Source organism: Streptomyces sp. NPDC007346 (genome assembly GCF_040703535.1).
GTDB lineage: Bacteria > Actinomycetota > Actinomycetes > Streptomycetales > Streptomycetaceae > Streptomyces.
Genome location: NZ_JBEYKR010000019.1, coordinates 49,518 through 68,354, shown reverse-complemented (window position 1 = coordinate 68,354; position 18,837 = coordinate 49,518). Strand labels below are relative to the sequence as shown.

At 73.0% G+C, this 18,837-nt stretch carries 12 protein-coding genes; 7 read left to right on the top strand and 5 right to left on the bottom strand.

Going from position 1 to position 18,837, the window contains the following annotated elements; all coding sequences use genetic code 11:
• Positions 1-107: 107 nt before the first annotated feature.
• On the bottom strand, positions 108-554 hold the full coding sequence (locus AB0917_RS08745) for an Rv3235 family protein (RefSeq protein ID WP_366818779.1): 447 nt from the start codon (positions 552-554) through the stop codon (positions 108-110).
• A gap of 276 nt (positions 555-830) precedes the next feature.
• Here AB0917_RS08745 and AB0917_RS08740 point away from each other — a divergent pair, with 276 nt between their 5' ends.
• The 3 genes from AB0917_RS08740 to AB0917_RS08730 all read left to right on the top strand — a co-directional run bounded on the left by AB0917_RS08740 (position 831) and on the right by AB0917_RS08730 (position 7,555).
• Entirely contained in the window at positions 831-1,337 is a 507-nt protein-coding gene (locus AB0917_RS08740; RefSeq protein ID WP_366818778.1) for a hypothetical protein, read from the top strand.
• A 70-nt stretch (positions 1,338-1,407) separates the two neighbouring features.
• A complete protein-coding gene (locus tag AB0917_RS08735) occupies positions 1,408-2,085 on the top strand; it encodes an HAD family hydrolase (RefSeq protein WP_366818777.1) in 678 nt (225 codons plus the stop codon).
• A 472-nt stretch (positions 2,086-2,557) separates the two neighbouring features.
• Positions 2,558-7,555 (top strand): NAD-glutamate dehydrogenase, encoded by a 4,998-nt coding sequence (locus AB0917_RS08730; protein WP_366818776.1) that lies wholly within the window; start codon positions 2,558-2,560, stop codon positions 7,553-7,555.
• An 84-nt stretch (positions 7,556-7,639) separates the two neighbouring features.
• Here the strand turns inward: AB0917_RS08730 and AB0917_RS08725 are convergent, their stop codons facing one another.
• Together AB0917_RS08725 and AB0917_RS08720 are read right to left on the bottom strand one after the other, a co-directional pair.
• Positions 7,640-8,449: an ABC transporter ATP-binding protein gene (locus AB0917_RS08725; RefSeq protein ID WP_366818775.1), complete on the bottom strand. Its 810-nt coding sequence runs from the start codon at positions 8,447-8,449 to the stop codon at positions 7,640-7,642.
• Complete coding sequence (locus tag AB0917_RS08720; RefSeq protein ID WP_366818774.1) at positions 8,442-9,380, bottom strand: ABC transporter permease; 939 nt, start codon at positions 9,378-9,380, stop codon at positions 8,442-8,444. The genes AB0917_RS08725 and AB0917_RS08720 overlap by 8 nt, the downstream gene beginning before the upstream one ends.
• A 161-nt stretch (positions 9,381-9,541) precedes the next feature.
• Between AB0917_RS08720 and AB0917_RS08715 the strand changes: the two genes are divergently transcribed.
• On the top strand, positions 9,542-10,153 hold the full coding sequence (locus tag AB0917_RS08715; protein WP_366818773.1) for a TetR/AcrR family transcriptional regulator: 612 nt from the start codon (positions 9,542-9,544) through the stop codon (positions 10,151-10,153).
• A 147-nt stretch (positions 10,154-10,300) separates the two neighbouring features.
• Here AB0917_RS08715 and AB0917_RS08710 read toward each other — a convergent pair whose 3' ends face one another.
• Both AB0917_RS08710 and AB0917_RS08705 read right to left on the bottom strand, forming a co-directional pair.
• Positions 10,301-11,524, bottom strand: a complete 1,224-nt coding sequence (locus AB0917_RS08710) for a hypothetical protein (RefSeq protein WP_366818772.1) — start codon at positions 11,522-11,524, stop codon at positions 10,301-10,303.
• 159 nt (positions 11,525-11,683) lie between these two features.
• The gene (locus AB0917_RS08705) at positions 11,684-15,367 is read right to left on the bottom strand and encodes a CDP-glycerol glycerophosphotransferase family protein (protein ID WP_366818771.1); all 3,684 of its coding nucleotides are present in this window, start codon (positions 15,365-15,367) and stop codon (positions 11,684-11,686) included.
• A 290-nt stretch (positions 15,368-15,657) separates the two neighbouring features.
• Here AB0917_RS08705 and AB0917_RS08700 point away from each other — a divergent pair, with 290 nt between their 5' ends.
• The 3 genes from AB0917_RS08700 to AB0917_RS08690 all read left to right on the top strand — a co-directional run bounded on the left by AB0917_RS08700 (position 15,658) and on the right by AB0917_RS08690 (position 18,649).
• Positions 15,658-16,815, top strand: a complete 1,158-nt coding sequence (locus tag AB0917_RS08700; protein ID WP_366818781.1) for a CDP-glycerol glycerophosphotransferase family protein — start codon at positions 15,658-15,660, stop codon at positions 16,813-16,815.
• 107 nt (positions 16,816-16,922) lie between these two features.
• Entirely contained in the window at positions 16,923-17,675 is a 753-nt protein-coding gene (locus AB0917_RS08695) for a methyltransferase domain-containing protein (protein WP_366818770.1), read from the top strand.
• An 11-nt stretch (positions 17,676-17,686) separates the two neighbouring features.
• Entirely contained in the window at positions 17,687-18,649 is a 963-nt protein-coding gene (locus AB0917_RS08690) for a TylF/MycF/NovP-related O-methyltransferase (RefSeq protein WP_366818769.1), read from the top strand.
• The last annotated feature ends 188 nt before the right edge of the window (positions 18,650-18,837 follow it).

The following is an 18,837-nucleotide window of genomic DNA, read 5'->3' as shown; positions in this document are numbered from 1 at the left end:
GTCCAAGGCCATTGTCGGGCAAACCATGAGCACCGATGACGGTTCCAGCATGGCACAGGCCAAGGTGCATAACGAAGTGCGCCTGGACCCCGGCCGCGTCCTGAGGGTCACCGCGGGGCCGGGCGGGCGGGGACGAGGCGTTCGCCGCCCAGTTCCACGGCCGCGCAGCGCCAGCGCTGGTCGGGGCCCTGCTCCAGGCGGAAGGCCATGGCGCGGACCCGGTCGCCCGCCGTGATGCTGGCGAACGCCTCGACCACCCCGGTGGCGGGCTGGGCGCCGTGGCAGTGGCGCAGGACCGGGCGGCTGCCCCGGGTGGCCCCGAGCGGGGTGCTGGGGGCCAGTTCGGCAAGCTGGTCGTAGGCGTCGCCGATGGTGTGGCCGAGCATCCAGTGGACCGGGCGCTGGCCGCTGAGGACCGCGAGCAGCCGTTCGGCGAACCACTGGTGGGGCCGCGGCGGGCGGTGCGGCCGGAGCCGCCGGGACCGCTGGGGAGGTACGGCCTCGGGCCGGCGCTGGTCGCGTCGGCCGCCGGGCCTCGTGCTGTTCATGCTCATGTCCATCGCCCCCGTGAACCGGGCCCGGTGAATACCGGGCGGTAACTTGTGCTGGGGATCTTCTACGGGGACGGCCGGCAACACCGCAAGGGGCTCCCGTGCCCGGTCAGGGGCTCGGCAGGATTCACCTGTCCGGGGCGCGGGCCTTGTGCCGCAAGGGCCGGCGCGGGGGTGACGGGGCGCCCGGCGTGGACGGGAGCCCCCGTCGCCGAAACCCGAAAGGGGGCGGTCCCCACGTATCCTGAAGGCGTCTTCCGACTACGAAAGCGGCCTGCCATGCGCGTGTACGTCCCCCTGACCCTCTCCGGTCTCGCAGCGGCACACGCGGCCGGCGAGCTCGGCCCGGGGCCGCTGACGGCGTACGCGGTGACCCCCGGGCTGCGCGAGTGGTACGTCTCCGACGACATCGAGGAGCTGGAGTACGCGGCGCTCAACCGGGCCGCCGCCGCCTCGCTCCGCCTGATCGCCGGGGACCCGGACGAGGCCCGGCGGCGGGTCGTCGTCGCCCTCGACGTGCCGGACGGCGCCGCGACCGCCGACCCCGACCACGGGCTGAGCGCGGCCTCGCTCGGCGAGGTGCGCGTCGCCACCGCCCTGCCGCTGGCCAAGGCGGCCGCGGTGCACGTGGACGCCGACGAGGCCGGGAAGGACGTGGCGGCCGCCGCGGCGGCCCTGGGGGCGGCCGACCTCGGGGACGAGGACGCCCAGTTCACGGTGGACGGCGCGGAGGACCACGAGCTGCTCTGGTTCGGCGTCCAGGAGATCCCGCAGCTCATCGGCTAGAGGCCCAGGTCAGGGGCGGCCCGACGGCCGGCGCTTCTGCGTTGTCGGACCCGGCAGGTAACTTCTCCCTATGACACCCGGGAAGACACGCACGCACCTGGTCTGGGACTGGAACGGCACGCTGCTCGACGACATCCACGCCGTCATCCACGCGACGAACGCCGCGTTCGCCGAGGTCGAGCTGGCGCCGCTCACGCTGGAGCAGTACCGGGAGATGTACTGCGTGCCCATACCCCGCTTCTACGAGCGGCTCCTGGGCCGGCTGCCCACGGAGGCCGAGTGGGAGCGCATGGACGGCATCTTCCACCGGTACTACGCGGAGCGCCGGGTCGCCTGCGGGCTCACCGCCGGGGCGGAGGACCTGCTGGCGCGGTGGAAGCTGGCCGGGCACAGCCAGTCGCTGCTGAGCATGTACGGGCACGAGCACCTCGTGCCGGTGGTGCGCGGGTACGGGATCGAGCCGCACTTCGTCCGCGTCGACGGGCGGACGGGCCCCTCGGGCGGGAGCAAGGCGCTCCACATGGAGCGGCACTTCGAGGCGCTCGCGGCCGTGGGCGGGATATCCCCGGAGAACTCGGTGGTCATCGGGGACGCGGTGGACGACGCGGTGGCCGCGGCGCACGTGGGGGCGCGGGCCGTGCTCTACACCGGGGGGTCGCACAGCCGGAGCAGTCTGCTGGCCGCGGGGGTGCCGGTGGTGGACAGCCTGGGGGAGGCCGTGGCGCTGGCGGAGACGTTCTCGGGATGACGCGGCCGGGAACCACAGGGGGCGATGGAGCCCCCGGGGCCCGCCTCGGAGAAGGCCGGGGCGATGGAGTTCCCGGGGCGCGCCTGGAGGAGGGCCGGGTCGGCGGGGAGGGCTGAGTCGGGCTCTCCCCGCGGGTGCCGTAGCCGCACTGTCCGAAGTGTCTAAGTTCCATGTGTTCTTTTGTACACAAGCGGCTCATGACGGAGCGGGGTGAAGGGGCGATAGCCTGGTGCCGTGATCAGCGCGATACGCCTCGGGGGCAGCGAAGCCCCCGGCTACCGCCCGGAGTGCCACCGCATCCGGGCGATCCGCGATCTCCCGACCCCGGACCGGACGTCACGAACGGCCCAAGTGGTCCCGGGTAACTCTCGAAGCGGCATAGCGTCGACCCGGACCGGAAACCCGGCGTCGTGGCGGTACGTCGCTTTTCTCACCTACGTCACGCAACGGCGCGCGACAGGAGCCAGAGGACATGCAGACCAAGCTGGACGAAGCCAAGGCCGAGCTGCTCGCACGAGCTGCCCAGGTAGCTGACCACAGCCCAGGCGGTGGTGTGGGTGGCCCGGACGGTACTCCCCGGGTGCGGGTCACCGCCGCCGGGGCCGACGCGGACGCCCGTCGGGGTCAGGACGCGGTGCTCGCCTACCTTCAGCGCTACTACCTGCATACGGCTCCCGAGGACCTCGCCGGCCGGGACCCGGTCGATGTCTACGGCGCCGCCGCCTCGCACCTCCGGCTGGCCGAGAACCGCCCGCAGGGCACGGCCAACGTCCGCGTGCACACCCCGACCGTCGAGGAGAACGGCTGGACCTGCAGCCACTCCGTCGTCGAGGTCGTCACCGACGACATGCCGTTCCTGGTGGACTCCGTCACCAACGAGCTGTCCCGGCAGGGGCGCGGCATCCACGTCGTGATCCACCCGCAGGTCACCGTCCGCCGCGATGTCACCGGCAAGCTCATCGAGGTCCTCTCCGGAGGCCCCGGCATCCCGAAGACCTCCAAGGGCCGCAAGGACGCCAAGGCCGAGCTGGAGCACGACGCGCTCGTCGAGTCCTGGATCCACGTCGAGATCGACCGCGAGACCGACCGCGCCGACCTCCAGCAGATCACCGCCGACCTGCGGCGCGTCCTGTCCGACGTACGGGAGACCGTCGAGGACTGGGGGAAGATGCGCGACGCCGCCCTGCGGATCGCCGACGACCTGCCGGGCGAGCCGCTGGACGACCTGGCCGACGAGGAGGTCGAGGAGGCCCGCGAGCTGCTGCGCTGGCTGGCCGCCGACCACTTCACCTTCCTCGGCTACCGCGAGTACGAGCTCAAGGACAGCGACGCGCTCGCCGCCGTACCCGGCACCGGGCTCGGCATCCTGCGCTCCGACCCGAAGCACAGCGAGGACGAGGACCACCCGGTCAGCCCGTCCTTCGACCGGCTGCCCGCCGACGCCCGCGCCAAGGCCCGGGAGCACAAGCTCCTCGTCCTGACGAAGGCCAACAGCCGGGCCACCGTGCACCGCCCCAGCTACCTCGACTACGTCGGCGTGAAGAAGTTCGACGCCAAGGGCAACGTCGTCGGCGAGCGCCGCTTCCTCGGGCTCTTCTCCTCCGCCGCGTACACCGAGTCCGTGCGCCGGGTGCCCGTCATCCGCCGCAAGGTCGCCGAGGTGGTGGAGGGCGCGGGCTTCTCGTACAACAGCCACGACGGCCGCGACCTGCTCCAGATCCTGGAGACCTACCCGCGCGACGAGCTGTTCCAGACCCCCGTCGACCAGCTCCGCTCCATCGTCACCTCCGTCCTCTACCTCCAGGAGCGCCGCCGGCTGCGGCTCTACCTGCGCCAGGACGAGTACGGGCGCTACTACTCCGCGATCGTCTACCTCCCGCGCGACCGCTACACCACCGGCGTGCGCCTGCGGCTGATCGACATCCTGAAGGAGGAGCTCGGCGGTACCAACGTCGACTTCACCGCCTGGAACACCGAATCGATCCTCTCCCGGCTGCACTTCGTCATCCGGGTCCCGCCGGGCAGCCGGCTGCCGCACCTCACCGACGCCGACGCCGACCGCATCGAGGCCCGCCTCGTCGAGGCCGCCCGCTCCTGGGCCGACGGCTTCGGGGAGGCGCTCAACGCCGAGCTGGGCGAGGAGCGCGCCGCCGAACTCCAGCGCAACTACGGCCACTCCTTCCCCGAGGGCTACAAGGCCGACCACTCGCCGCGCGCCGCCGTGGCCGACCTGGTCCACCTGGAGACCCTCAAGAAGGGGGAGAAGGACTTCGCCCTCAGCCTGTACGAGCCGGTCGACGCGGGCCCCGGCGAGCGCCGCTTCAAGATCTACCGGACCGGCGAGCAGGTCTCCCTCTCCGCCGTCCTCCCGGCCCTCCAGCAGCTCGGCGTCGAGGTCGTCGACGAGCGTCCGTACGAGCTGCGCTGCGCGGACCGTACGCACGCCTGGATCTACGACTTCGGGCTGCGGATGCCGCAGGCCGACGGCCACACCGGCCATCTCGCCGACGACGCCCGCGCCCGTTTCCAGGAGGCGTTCGCCGCCGTCTGGAAGGGCGAGGCGGAGAACGACGGCTTCAACGCGCTGGTCCTCGGCGCCGGGCTGAACTGGCGCCAGGCCGTGGTGCTGCGCGCCTACGCGAAGTACCTGCGCCAGGCCGGTTCGACCTTCAGCCAGGACTACATGGAGTCCACCCTCCGCAACAACGTCCACACTACCCGGCTGCTCGTCTCGCTCTTCGAGGCCCGGATGTCGCCCGAGCGCCAGCGCGCGGGCACGGAGCTCACCGACGGGCTGCTGGAGGAGCTGGACGGGGCCCTGGACCAGGTCGCCTCGCTCGACGAGGACCGGATCCTGCGGTCCTTCCTCACCGTCATCAAGGCGACCCTGCGGACCAACTTCTTCCAGTCGGCGGGCGACGGCACCCCGCACGCGTACGTCTCGATGAAGTTCGACCCGCAGGCCATCCCGGACCTGCCCGCCCCCCGCCCGGCGTACGAGATCTGGGTCTACTCGCCGCGCGTGGAGGGCGTCCACCTGCGCTTCGGCAAGGTCGCCCGCGGCGGTCTGCGCTGGTCGGACCGGCGCGAGGACTTCCGTACGGAGGTGCTCGGCCTGGTCAAGGCGCAGATGGTGAAGAACACCGTCATCGTGCCCGTCGGCGCCAAGGGCGGCTTCGTCGCCAAGCAGCTCCCGGACCCGTCCGTGGACCGGGACGCCTGGCTCGCCGAGGGCATCTCCGCCTACCGCACGTTCATCTCGGCGCTGCTCGACATCACCGACAACATGGTGGTCGGCGAGGTCGTGCCGCCCGCCGACGTCGTCCGCCACGACGAGGACGACACCTACCTCGTCGTCGCCGCCGACAAGGGCACCGCGAGCTTCTCCGACATCGCCAACGAGGTCGCCGTCGCGTACGGCTTCTGGCTCGGCGACGCGTTCGCCTCCGGCGGTTCGGCCGGCTACGACCACAAGGGCATGGGCATCACCGCCCGTGGCGCGTGGGAGTCCGTCAAGCGGCACTTCCGGGAGCTGGGCCACGACACCCAGACCCAGGACTTCACCGTCGTCGGCGTCGGGGACATGTCCGGTGACGTGTTCGGCAACGGGATGCTGCTCTCCGAGCACATCCGCCTGGTCGCCGCCTTCGACCACCGGCACATCTTCATCGACCCGGCCCCGGACGCGGCCACCTCGTACGCCGAGCGCCGCCGCCTCTTCGAGCTGCCCCGCAGCTCCTGGGCCGACTACGACAAGCAGCTGCTCTCGGCGGGCGGCGGCGTCCACCCGCGCAGCGCCAAGTCGATCCCGCTGAACAACCACATCCGCGAGGCGCTCGGCATCGACGCCTCGGTGAGCAAGATGACGCCCGCCGAGCTGATGCAGGCCATCCTCAAGGCCCCCGTCGACCTGGTGTGGAACGGCGGCATCGGCACGTACATCAAGGCCGTCTCCGAGTCGAACGCCGACGTCGGCGACAAGGCCAACGACGCGATCCGCGTCAACGGCGAGGACCTGCGGGCCAAGGTCGTCGGCGAGGGCGGCAACCTCGGCGCCACCCAGCTCGGCCGTATCGAGTTCGCCCGCAACGGCGGCCGGATCGACACCGACGCGATCGACAACAGCGCCGGTGTGGACACCTCCGACCACGAGGTGAACATCAAGATCCTGCTCAACGGGCTGGTCCGGGACGGCGACATGACCGTCAAGCAGCGCAACAAGCTGCTCGCCGACATGACCGAGGAGGTCGGCGCGCTCGTCCTGCGCAACAACTACGCGCAGAACGTCGCCCTCTCCAACGCCAGCGCCCAGGCGCCCTCCCTGCTCCACGCCCAGCAGCGCTTCATGCGGCGGCTGGAGCGCGACGGCGCGCTCGACCGGGCGCTGGAGTTCCTGCCCGCCGACCGGCACATCCGGGAACTGCTCAGCAACGGCAAGGGGCTCAGCCAGCCCGAGCTGGCGGTGCTGATCGCCTACACCAAGATCACGTCGGCGGACGAGCTCATCTCCACCGTCCTCCCCGACGACCCGCACCTCCAGAAGCTCGTGCACGCCTACTTCCCGAGCCAGCTGCGCGAGCGGTTCCCCGAAGCGATCGACGGACACGCGCTGCGCCGCGAGATCATCACGACGGTGCTGGTCAACGACACGGTGAACACCGCCGGTTCGACCTTCCTGCACCGGCTGCGCGAGGAGACCGGGGCGTCGATCGAGGAGATCGTGCGGGCCCAGTTCACGGCCCGCGAGATCTTCGGCCTCTCCTCGGTGTGGGACGCGGTCGAGGCGCTCGACAACAAGGTCGCGGCCGATGTCCAGACCCGGATCCGGCTGCACTCGCGGCGCCTGGTCGAGCGCGGTTCGCGCTGGCTGCTGGGCAACCGGCCGCAGCCCGTCGCCATCGCGGAGACCATCGAGGGGTTCCGGGACGGGGTCGAGCAGGTCTGGAACGAGCTGCCCAAGCTGCTCAAGGGCGCCGACCTGGACTGGCACCACTCGATCCTGGACGAGCTGACCTCGGCCGGTGTCCCGGGCGAGCTGGCGGTCCGGGTCGCCGGGTTCTCCTCCGCCTTCCCGGCGCTGGACATCGTCGCCATCGCGGACCGCACGGGCAAGGACCCGCTGGAGGTCGCCGAGGTGTACTACGACCTCGGGGACCGGCTGCGGATCACCCAGCTGATGGACCGGATCATCGAGCTGCCGCGGGGCGACCGCTGGCAGTCCATGGCCCGCGCCTCCATCCGCGAGGACCTGTACGCGGCCCACGCGGCGCTCACGTCGGACGTGCTGAGCGTGGGCACGGAGACGTCCACGCCGGAGGAGCGGTTCCGGGCGTGGGAGGAGAAGAACGCGGCGATCCTGACCCGGTCGCGCGCCACGCTGGAGGAGATCCAGGGGTCGGAGACCTTCGACCTGGCGAATCTGTCGGTGGCGATGCGGACGATGCGGACGCTGCTGCGTACGCACGCGTAGGGGTTCGTGTACGTCTGAGGGGGCCGGCGCCCGTGGTGGGCGCCGGCCCCCTCGGCGTGGGTCCGTCATCGAGCGGCGGGCGGGCTACCTGCGCTTCGTGAACGCCTCGTACGCCGCCACCACTTCCTTCGCCGGGCCGTCCATCCGCAGCGTGCCCGCCTCCAGCCACAGCGCCCGGTCGCAGGTCTCGGTGATGGACCTGTTGCTGTGGCTGACCAGGAAGACCGTGCCCGCCTCGGTGCGGAGCTCCTGGATGCGCTCCTTGCTGCGGCGCTGGAACGTCGCGTCGCCCGTGGACAGCGCCTCGTCGATCAGGAGGACGTCGTGGCTCCTGGCGGCCGCGATGGAGAACCGGAGCCGGGCGCCCATGCCGGAGGAGTACGTGCGCATCGGCAGTGAGATGAAGTCGCCCTTCTCGTTGATGCCGGAGAAGTCGACGATGTCGTCGTAGCGTTCGCGGACCTGCTCGCGCGTCATGCCCATCGCGAGTCCGCCCAGCACCACGTTGCGCTCGCCGGTCAGGGCGCCCATCAGGGCCGCGTTCACCCCGAGCAGTGATGGCTGTCCCTGGGTGTGGATACGGCCCTGGCTCGGCGGGAGCAGGCCCGCCACGGCCTTGAGCAGGGTCGACTTGCCGGAGCCGTTGGAGCCGAGCAGGCCGATCGCCTCGCCCTTGTACGCGGCGAAGCTGACGCCCTTCACGGCGTGCACCTGGCGTGCGCCGGGGGTACGGCGGCGCGTGGTGAGCCGGCTGAGCGCCGAGGTCGCGCTGCCCCTGCTGGTGCGGGCGCCGTTGACCGTGTACGTGACGTGGACGTCGTCGACGACGACGGTCGGGACGCGGTGGCCGGCCGGCACAGGGTGGTTGCCGGGGGAGTCCTTGAGGTCAGCCACGTCCGTAGGTCTCCTCGGCCTTCCAGAAGTACACGAAGCCCGCCGCACCGCACAGCAGCGCCCAGCCGGCCGCGGCCGCCCACGCCTGCGGCGGCAGCTGCGCCGCGCCGTAGCTGTCGATGAGGGCGTAGCGCATGAGGTTGATGTAGAGCGCCGCCGGGTTGTACTCCAGCGCCACCATGACTGCGTGCGGCACCCGCTCCCCCTGGAGGAGGTGGTCCAGGCTCCACATCACGCCGGACGAGTACATCCAGGTGCGCAGGACGAACGGCATCAGCTGGGCGATGTCGGGGGTCTTCGCCGTCAGCCGGGCCACGGCCATCGACACCCCGGTGTTGAAGAGCGCCTGGAGCGCGAGCGCCGGGATCGCCAGCAGCCAGGACGGCCGCGGGTACTGGCCGAACACCAGCAGGATCAGGGTCAGCGCCCCCAGCGAGAACAGCAGCTGCTGCAATTGCTGGAGCGCCAGCGCCACCGGCAGCGAGGCGCGCGGGAAGTGCAGGGCCCGCACCAGCCCGATGTTGCCGCTGATGGCGCGCGTGCCCGCGGTGATCGAGCTGCTGGTGAAGGTCCAGATGAAGACCCCGGTGACGAGGAACGGAACGAAGTCCTCCACCCCGCGCTTGGTGTCCAGCAGGACGCCGAAGATGAAGTAGTAGACCGCCGCGTTCAGCAGCGGCGTCATGATCTGCCAGACCTGGCCGAGCTTCGCCTGGCTGTACTGGGCCGTCAGCTTGGCCGTCGCGAACGCGGAGATGAAGTGCCGCCGCCACCAGAGCTGCCGGATGTAGGCGGGGAGCGAGGGCCGGGCGCCGCTGACCTTCAGGCCGTGCCGGGCGGCGAGGGCGGCCAGCTCACCGGGGGCGTAGGAGGGGACGGCCGGGGCGGAGGGGCTGACCGGGGCCGGCGGGGCTGCTGTCTGGCTCACCACGAACGATCGCTTTCGACGGAAGCGGGGGCAGGGGGAAGCGGACGGTACGGTCCCGTAGGGACGCCCTCGTTGGGACGGGACCGTATCGTCGTAACGCTGAGAGTAGGACGCTTGTACGTCGCAACGCAACCGTCCCGTCGTGGCGCACTATCATTCGGGCCATGACCACCGAACGGGGAACCCGCCGCCGCGCCCCCGCGGGCGCCGCCGTCCTGCGCGAGGACGTCACCGACGCCATCCGCGCGGCCGTCTTCGAGGAACTGGCCGCGGTGGGGTTCGCCCGGATGTCCATCGAGGGCATCGCGCGGCGCGCCGGGGTCGGCAAGACCGCCGTCTACCGCCGCTGGAAGTCCAAGCTCGCCCTCGTCCTCGACCTGGTCGCGGCCGTCGCCGCGCAGGGGATGCCCGCGCCGGCCACCGGTTCGCTCCACGGGGACGTGCGCGCCGTCCTCGAACTCGCCGCCTACGCCCTGCGCCACCCGGTCGCCTCGCAGGTCATCCCGGACCTGCTGGTGGAGGCGGCCCGCAACCCGGAGATCTCCGAGGCGATCAAGGCCGCCCTCCTCGACCAGCAGCAGGGCGTGGCCGCCGTGGTGGTGCGGGAGGCGGTGGCGCGGGGCGAGCTGCCGGAGGGGAGCGATCCGGACCGGGCGCTCGACCTGATCGTGGGGCCGCTGTACTGGCGCCTGGTCGTGGTCCGGGGCGAGCTGCCCAACGGGTACCTCGACGACCTGGCCGCCTCGGCGGTCGCCGCGCTGCGCAACGGGGGCTGAGGCGGTTGTGCGGGGGCCGAGCCGGTCGTGGCCGCGCCGGTCGGCGGAGGCGGCCGGGAGGCGACTGCGCCCGCGCTGCGCGACGGGCGCTGAGGTGCGTCCCGTAGCCGCTGCGGTGCGTCCCGTAAACGCTGAGGCCGAGCAGCCTCACCGCTCCGGTACGCGCGCCAGCACCTCGCCCGTACGTGGGCTGTACGCCAGCACCGTCGCGTCCTGCGGCAGCTTCTGGAACCGGGTCAGCAGCACCCACCGCACCCCGTACCGCTCGGCGATCCGGTCCCGTTCCTCCTGCCCGGTCGACGCGTCCAGGTAGGCGGCGACCGCCCGGCTCCGCGCGCGCCGCTCCGCCTCCGGGAGCCCCGCGTCCGGCAGCCCGTCCGCGAGGACGTACGACCCGTGCCCGGCCAGGGCGTACATCGCCGGGCGGCTGTCCGTCAGCACCACCTCGCCGGGCGGTACGTGCGCGGTGGCCCAGGTGTACGGCTCCCCGGTCACCGGGGCCCCGCCGGTCTCCGGGTGGCTCGCGGCCCCGGCGGACAACGGGGCCGGCCGGGCGGTGAGCCCGTTGTAGTACGGCCACGACGCCGCCACGGCCACCGCGCACAGCCCGGCCAGCGCCCACCGCCGTACGGTCGGCCGGATCCGGGTCCGCTGCACCACCGCGATCAGCGCGACCACGCCCAGCGCCGCACCCAGCGCGGTCGGGGGATGGACCAGCACGACGAGCCCGAGCAGGGCGCCGATCCCCGCAGCCTCCGCCCACCGGGGCGCCTTCCCCGGTGGTCGCCCGGAGCCGGGTCGGGGGAGCCGGGTGACCGCGTGACCGGTCCACGCCCACAGGTGGAGGGTGACGGCGACGGCGAACGTGCTCGGCGCACTCCACCGCCCCGGGTCCGCCCAGTGGATCAGGGCGAGCGGGACCAGCGCGAGGACCGGCACCCAGCGGTTCGGGGTCAGCAGCCGGGTCAGCCGGCCGACCCCGGTCAGCAGCAGCGCCAGGTTCACGGCGGCGCAGAACGCGAGCACGGACTGCCCGGAGAGCCCGCTGACCCGGGCGGTCAGGCCCTGGAGGAGGGCGTACGGGGAGTAGTGCGCGCTGGCCACGGCGGGCAGGTCCGTCATCGGGAACGCCGGGTGCAGCAGGCTGCTCCGCAGCCGTTCGACGACGGCCGCGTTGAGCCCGGCCTCGCAGCACATCGGCACCCGCCAGGCCGCCGCCGACAGCACCGCCCACAGCAGACCGCCCAGCAGGACGTAGGGCGAGGGCAGCCACCGTGGCGCTACGACGCGCTCGTCGTCATCGGTCGCCGTGGGAGCGGGAGGCGGGGGAGGAGCGTCGGGCGCGGCGGGTGTGGGAGAGGAGAGGGACACACGTCATGGGTTCCGTGCGCGGGCCGTTCCGTCCCGGCCGCCACTCTTCCGGGGGACGTGGGGCGGGCTGTCTCCCGAGGGACGAACGGGGTGGACTGGTCGGTGGAAGGTCTCCCGGGGGCGGAAGCGGCGGGCTGCCTCCCGGGGCAGGTGGGGGCTCTACGGGACGTCCGCCAGCAGCCGGTCCGCCACCCGCCCCGCCGCCCCGCCGTCGTCCAGGTCGCAGTAGTCGCGGCGGAAGCTCTCGTACGCGTCGGCGTGCCGGGCGGCCAGCGTGCCGACGCCGTGCAGCGCCTGTGCCACCTCGTCCGTCGTGACCAGCAGCGGACCGGGTGCCCGGGTCTCGAAGTCCAGGCAGAAGCCGCGCACGGTGTCGCGGTAGTGCTCCAGGTCGTACGTGTGGAAGAGCATCGGGCGGCCCGTCAGCGCGAAGTCGAACACCAGCCCCGCGTAGTCGGTGACCAGGACGTCCGCGATCAGGAGCAGCCCGGCCGCGCCCGGGTGGCCCGAGACGTCGAGTACGCCGGGCCCTTCCGGGACGCCGCCGGTGACCCGGGGGTGCCGGCGCACCAGCACCGTGTGGCCGGGGCCCAGCGAGCGGGCGAGGGCGTGCGGGTCGAGCGCGGGGTCCCAGCGGTACGGGCCGGGGGCCGTGCGGTCGGGGGAGTCGCGGGAGGCGGACGGGGGGTGGGCCAGGTGGTCGCGGTAGGTCGGCGCGTACAGGACGACGCGGTGGCCCTCCGGGAGGCCGAGCGTGCGCCGGACCTCGTCGGCCGCCTTGTCCCGGTCCGGCGGGAAGAGCACGTCGTTGGCGGGCGATCCGGCTTCCAGGACCTCGCCCCCGTACGCCAGTGAGCTGCGCAGCAGCGGGGTGGCGAAGCGGCTGGGGGAGACCAGCACCGACCACTGGGCCGATCGGTGCGCCAGGGTGGCGAGATGGTGGTGGTCGGCGTAGAGGGTGTCCGTCAGGCCGGTGCCGAAGCGGCCGAGCGGGCTGCCGTGCCAGGTCTGGACGACGCTCTGCCCGGGGCGCCGCTCGAACCAGGCGGGCAGCTGCTCGTCCGTGACGATGCGGCGGGAGCGGGCCAGCGCCTCGTACCAGGCGGCGCTGTGCACGGGGACGGCCCGCGCACCGGGCGGGACGTGGGTCGTGCGGCCGGGGGTGGCACCGGTGACCCACAGGTGCTCGGTCTCCGTGCCCCGGCGCACGAGCTCGGCGTGCACGGCGCGCGGGGAGTCGCCGCCCGCGTAGAGGACGGTGTTCATGAGCGGGGGCGTGAGCGTGGCGGTTGTGGTGCGCCGCGCGCCGTGGTGCGCGGCGCGCAGGAGCCGTCTGCTGTACGCGCTCCGCTCGGCGACCGGGAGCGCCGGTCCCGCCAGGACGGTCAGCCGGTCGCCGTTCCGCCGCTCCAGGGCGAGGGCCGGGTCGCCGCAGGGGAGGCGCGCGGCGAGGGAGGCGAGGACGCGCACGGGGCGGCCGTCGAGGTGGAGGCTCCAGCGGCCTTCGGGGAGCGGCGGGGCGATCCGTGCGGAGAAGCGGTGGGCGGGGCGGGCCTGGGGATCCTCGGGCCTTTCACGGCTCCCCGGCCCCTCACGTCCCTCGGCCCGCTCAAGCCCCCCGGGCCCTTCAAGCCCCCCGGGCCCTTCAAGCCCCCCGGGCCCTTCAAGCCTCTCAGCCTCGTCGAAGCCCCCCGGCCCCTCGGTGGTGATCTCCGTGACCGGGACCGTCTCGTGCAGGGTCTCGTGGCGCAGGACGAGGCGTGCGCCGGTGGAGGTGCTCGCCGCCGAGGGCGCCGGGGCGTACGTCCCCGAGATCCGCAGCGATCCGTCCTCCGACCGCTTCACCCCGTCCACGACCGGCGGCCCGCCCAGGTCCACCACCAGGTTCCCCGCCGCGTCCGCACACGCGGGCGGGGCCAGGCCGGGGGCGGCGGGCAGCGGGATACGGGTCCCGTCGGCGAGCAGCAGACGGGCCCGCCAGCGTGCGCCGGTCTCCTGCTCGACCTCGCGGGGGGCCCGGTGCGGGGCGGCCGGCACGTCGTCGAGGCCGTCGAGCGGGACCCGTACCGTGAACGCCCTCCCGCGCTCCGCACCCGCCCCGAGCCCCTCCGCCGCCGGGCACTCCACCGGGAACGAGCGCTCCTCGGCCCCGTCGCGCGTGAGCAGGACGGCCGTGGGCACAGGGCCCTCGAAGAACCGGCCCGTCAGCTCCAGCAGGCCCTCCTCCGTACCTCCGCTCCCCTCCATACCTCCACTGCCCTCCACCAGGGCCGCCGGCCGCCACACCTTCAGCCGCAGCCGCCCGCCCCGGTAGTCGAGCACCGCCCGCCGGCCGTCGTCCAGGTCGTGCACGAGCGGCTGGTCCGCGCCCGCGTCCGGCGCGCGCACCGCCACCCGCCGGACCGTCCCGCGCGCCGCGACGACCAGCCCGACCAGCCACCCACCGCCCCCACCCCTGCCACCGGCACCGCCACCGGAACCGTCGTCACCCGCAGTGGGCAGCCGGTCCGGGTCGAGGACCATCTCGAAGCCCGCGTGGTCGTAACCATGCAGCTCCTGCACGGAGTTCACCGTCGCCTCGGGCGTGGAGGCCGCCCGTACCGGAACCGTCCGCACCCGACGGCTTCCGCCCTCCGCCCGGACCATCCCCACCCTGAGCTGCGACCGCCGCGACCCGGCCGGAAGGTTGCGCAGGTAGGCGTACCCGCGCAGCCGGAGCTTCCCGTCCGCGCCCCACCGCGCCTCCACGAGCCGTGCGACCGCCGGTACGTCGGTGCGCGCGAGCCGGGCGCTCGCGCCGCGCACGCCGGGGTACACCGCACGCCGCCGCCCCGGTAGCCCCTCCACCGCGAACGTGCCCGCCCCGTTGGCCCGTTCGAAGGCGAGGACGGCCAGCAGCTCGTCCATCCGCCGCTCCCGCACCAGCCGCCACTTGATGCGCAGCTCCACCGGCAGCCCCTCCAGCGCCCCGTCCCCCGCCCGGTCGACGAACGCCCCGGCACCCTCCAGGAACGCCGCCCGGTACGCATCGCCGCCCATCGGCAGCCCGTCCAGGAAGTACCCGAAGTCGTCGCGCAGGCACGACGCGTCGTACGCCCGCCGCTGCGCCGCGTCCCGCCGCTCGCCCAGGAACGCGCTGACCTGCTCGCACGCGGCGATCCGGTCCCGTACGCCGGTCACGTCCGTACGCCGCCGGGTGATCGAGCCCTCCCGCACCCGCCAGTGGTAGACATGCTCGTGCAGGACGTCGACGGACCCGGCGAGATAGTGCGCCGGGATCATCACCGGGGTGTCCTCGTACAGCTTCCCCTCGGGGAACGCGAAGGCGTGCCCGTCCCAGAAGGAGCGGCGGAACACCTTGTTCCACGCCACCCGGTCGGCGAGCAGGCGCGGGTCCCGGGTGATGTGGGTGCGCGGACGCGTGGCGGTCAGCCAGCGGTACTGCCACGCCTGGTGCCGCCCCTGCCCGGTCAGCCGCCACACGTTGCCGGTCACCAGGTCGGAACCGGTCGACTCCAGCGAGGCCACCATCCGCTCGTACGCGTCGTGGACGACGAAGTCGTCGCTGTCCGCGAACGCCAGGTAGGGGACGGTGGGGGTGGTGTGCCGGACGCCGGTGTTGCGGGCCGCGCTCAGTCCGGCGTTCTCCTGCCGTACCAGCCGGAACCGGCTGTCCCGGGCGGCGAATCCGGCGGCGATCCGCCCGCTGGAGTCCGTCGAGCCGTCGTCGACGAGCACCACCTCGATCGCGTAGAGGCTCTGTTCCGCCACCGAGCGCAGGCAGTCCTCGAGGTAGTCCTCGACGTTGTGGACCGGGACGACGACGCTGAGGAGTGGCTTCATGTCCTGGTCAACAGGGGCCAGGTCCCGGGGTCACCGCCGCTGCCCCGAACGGGTGAACGCGGACAGCCGGGCGGGCGGCCCCGCGACTACTCTCGGCTGCCATGCCCCGCCGTGCGCCCACCGTGTCCGCCGTGTCCGCCGTGTCCGCCGTACCCGCCGTACCCGCCGTGTCTGCGGGGACCACCGCGCCCACGGGGACCACCGTGCCCGACAGCCCCGCCGTCTCTGCGGCTGCCGCGAAGCGGTTCGTCCCCGCAGGCGCCGCGAAGCGGTTCGTCCGCCGGCAGGTCATGCGGGCCGCCTACCGCACCGACCGCCACCGCCCGCTCGACCCCGACCTCGCCCTCTACGGCGCCTACTGGAACCGGGGCGTCGCCTGCAACCCCGCCGCTATCCACGCCAAGGCGCGCGAACTCGCCCCGCACATCAAGGGCGTGTGGGTCGTCTCCTCCCGGCACCGCGACCGGGTGCCGCCCGGTGTGCCGTACGTCATCGAGGGCTCGCGGCCCTACTGGCGGGCGATGGCCACCGCCACCTACCTGGTCAACAACTCCAGCTTCCCCGGCGGCTTCACCAAGCGCCCCGGCCAGCGCTACCTCCAGACCCACCACGGCACCCCGCTCAAGACGATGGGCCTGGACCAGCGCGCCTATCCCGCCCTGGCGGGGAGGACGGACTTCGCCAAGCTCCTCGCCCATGTGGGCCAGTGGGACTTCAGCCTCTCCGCCAACCCGCACAGCACCGAGGTCTGGGGCCGCGTCTACCCGGCTCCACCGAGTTCGCCCTACGAACACCTGAACCTCGGCTACCCCCGTAACGACGTCTACTTCACCGCCACCGCCGAGGAGATCGCGAAGATCCGCGCCGAGTTGGGCATCCGGGAGGACCGGACGGTCCTGCTCTACGCCCCGACCCACCGCGACTACCGTGACTACCGCGAGGGCTTCGTCCCCGATCTCGACCCCGAGCGCCTGGCCCGCGAACTCGGCCCGGACTACGTGGTTCTGGTGCGCGCCCACTACTTCTACGGGCGGTCCGCCGGAGCCGGCTCCGGTACCGGGGCGCCGACCGGCCGGGTCCTGGACGTCACCGCGCACCCCCGGGTCGAGGAACTCTGCCTGGCCGCCGACGCGTTGGTCACCGACTACTCGTCGCTGACGTTCGACTACGCCTGCCTGGACCGCCCGATCGTCGTCCACGCCCCCGACTGGGACACCTACCGCACCGCGCGCGGCACGTACTTCGACCTGCTCTCCGGCCGGCCGGGCGACACCCCCGGCACCGTCACCACCACCTTTGAGGAGCTGGCAGAGGCGTTCCGTACGGGGGAGTGGCGCTCGCCCGCGTCGGCCGCGCTGCGCACCGCGTTCCGGGAGCGGTTCTGCCCGTACGACGACGGGCGCGCGGCGGAACGGGTCGTACGGCGGTTCTTCGGCACCCCGCACTGACGTCCGCCCCCCGAATGGCTCAGCCCCCACGCCTCCGCGCGCTCCCTCTGCCCCGCCCGGTCGTTGATTCCGACAGCTCGCGCACACCGCCAGGTTGGGAGACGTCCATGCACCGGTCCGCCTACGAGCAGATGGAACTCTGCATCCGGGAGTATCTGCCTGCCGAAGGACCCACGCCCGGCACCTGCCGGGTCGTCGACCTCGGTTCCCGTATCTCCGGCAAGCAGACCCGCACCCACCGGGCGCTCCTCGCCGGGCACTCCGTCGACTACTTCGGCGTCGACGTGCAGGACGGGCCCAACGTGGACGCGGTGATGAGGAAGCCGTACCGCATCCCCGCCCGCTCCAACAGCGTCGATGTCGTGCTCTCCGGGCAGGCGTTCGAGCACATCCCGTTCTTCTGGGCCACCATGCTGGAGATCGCCCGGGTCCTGAAGCCGGGCGGCCACGCCTTCATCACCGCGCCCTCGCGCGGCCATGTCCACGACGCCCAGGACTGCTGGCGCTACTACCCGGACGGGTTCCGCGCCCTGGCCGCCCACTCCCGGCTCGAACTCCGCGAGGCCTACACCGACTTCCCGCCGAGCAAGGGCATCTGGCACGACTACCGGGCCATCGACGGGAAGGCCGCCTACTGGGGCGACTCGGTCGGCGTCTTCCGCAAGCCGCAGCGCTATCCCCGGCTGACGATGTTCGCCGTACGGGAGGTGGCGGTGTGGTGGGCCAACCGGACCGGCGGCGTCGACTCCGTCCCGCTGCCCCCGCCGCTCGACGGCCGCGGGCAGTGCGGGCGCCCGGAGGCCGTGCCCGCGCAGGCGCCTTCGCTCGAACAGAATCCGTCCCGATCAATGACAGGTTGACGAAAAGTGACATGCGCCACAAACCGCGCGTACTGTCCCGGGGCATGGCTTGGCGCAACGCCGTCAACGGCGTCCTTCAGCAGCTCACCGGATACCAGCTCAGGCGCGTGACGGTGCCCGCCGCCCGCACGGCCCCGGCCGAACCCCCCGCAGCTCCGGCCTCGGTCTCCGCCCCGGCCCCCACCCCCGCTTCTACCCCCACTCCCGCCCCCGCGACGGCCACCGAGCCGAAGCCCACCGAGCCGAAGTCCACCGAGCCGAAGCCCTCCGCGAAGCCCCCGACGAAGAAGCCCGCCCTCGCCTTCCCGGAGGACTACGACGACGAGGCCAGGGAGATCATCCGGGCGGTCAAGCCGTACTCGATGACCTCGCCGGAGCGGCTCAACGCCTTCATCCTCGCCACCCGGTACATCGCCCGGCACGACATCCCCGGCTCCGTCGTCGAGTGCGGCGTCTGGCGCGGCGGCTCCATGCAGGCGTGCGCCAAGACCCTGCTCTCGCTCGGGGAGACCGAGCGCGAGCTGTACCTCTTCGACACGTACGAGGGCATGACCCCGCCCACCGCCGAGGACCTGCGGCGCGACGGCCGCCCGGCGCAGGAGCTGCTGGACGCGCAGGGCAAGGACCGGCCGATCTGGGCGGTCGCCTCGCTGGAGGACGTCCAGGCGGGGTTCGAACAGGTCCCGTACCCGAAGGAGCGCGTCCACTACGTGCGGGGCCGGGTCGAGGACACGGTTCCCGGGCAGGCGCCCGAGCAGATCGCGATCCTGCGCCTGGACACCGACTGGTACGCCTCCACCAAGCACGAGCTGGAGCACCTCTACTCCCGGCTGGTCAGCGGCGGTGTGCTGCTGATCGACGACTACGGCTACTGGCAGGGGTCCCGCCAGGCCGTCGACGAGTTCCTCGACAAGACGGGGGAGCGGTTGCTGCTGCTGCGCATGGACGAGGGCCGGATCGCCGTCAAACCCTGACACACAGCCCGAAGCGGAGCCCCCACGGCAGCAGCGAGCCCGAGCCCCGTGCCCTTTCCGGTACGGGGCTCGACCGCGTCACGGGCGCGCCCCCCGGTGCGTGAGTCCGCCCTCCCCGTCACCCGAACGGCTCCCCTCGGGTGACCGGGCCCCGTGGCGCGGGTTGTACTCCATGGCCCCTCACGGCC

Bases quoted from the DNA above. Each gene is read 5' to 3' on its own strand.
- AB0917_RS08695 (WP_366818770.1), top strand. From the start codon at position 16,923: ATGCACCGGTCCGCCTACGAGCAGATGGAACTCTGCATCCGGGAGTAT.
- AB0917_RS08715 (WP_366818773.1), top strand. From the start codon at position 9,542: ATGACCACCGAACGGGGAACCCGCCGCCGCGCCCCCGCGGGCGCCGCC.
- AB0917_RS08740 (WP_366818778.1), top strand. From the start codon at position 831: ATGCGCGTGTACGTCCCCCTGACCCTCTCCGGTCTCGCAGCGGCACAC.
- AB0917_RS08690 (WP_366818769.1), top strand. From the start codon at position 17,687: ATGCGCCACAAACCGCGCGTACTGTCCCGGGGCATGGCTTGGCGCAAC.
- AB0917_RS08745 (WP_366818779.1), bottom strand. From the start codon at position 554: ATGAGCATGAACAGCACGAGGCCCGGCGGCCGACGCGACCAGCGCCGG.
- AB0917_RS08705 (WP_366818771.1), bottom strand. From the start codon at position 15,367: ATGAAGCCACTCCTCAGCGTCGTCGTCCCGGTCCACAACGTCGAGGAC.
- AB0917_RS08735 (WP_366818777.1), top strand. From the start codon at position 1,408: ATGACACCCGGGAAGACACGCACGCACCTGGTCTGGGACTGGAACGGC.
- AB0917_RS08730 (WP_366818776.1), top strand. From the start codon at position 2,558: ATGCAGACCAAGCTGGACGAAGCCAAGGCCGAGCTGCTCGCACGAGCT.
- AB0917_RS08700 (WP_366818781.1), top strand. From the start codon at position 15,658: ATGCGGGCCGCCTACCGCACCGACCGCCACCGCCCGCTCGACCCCGAC.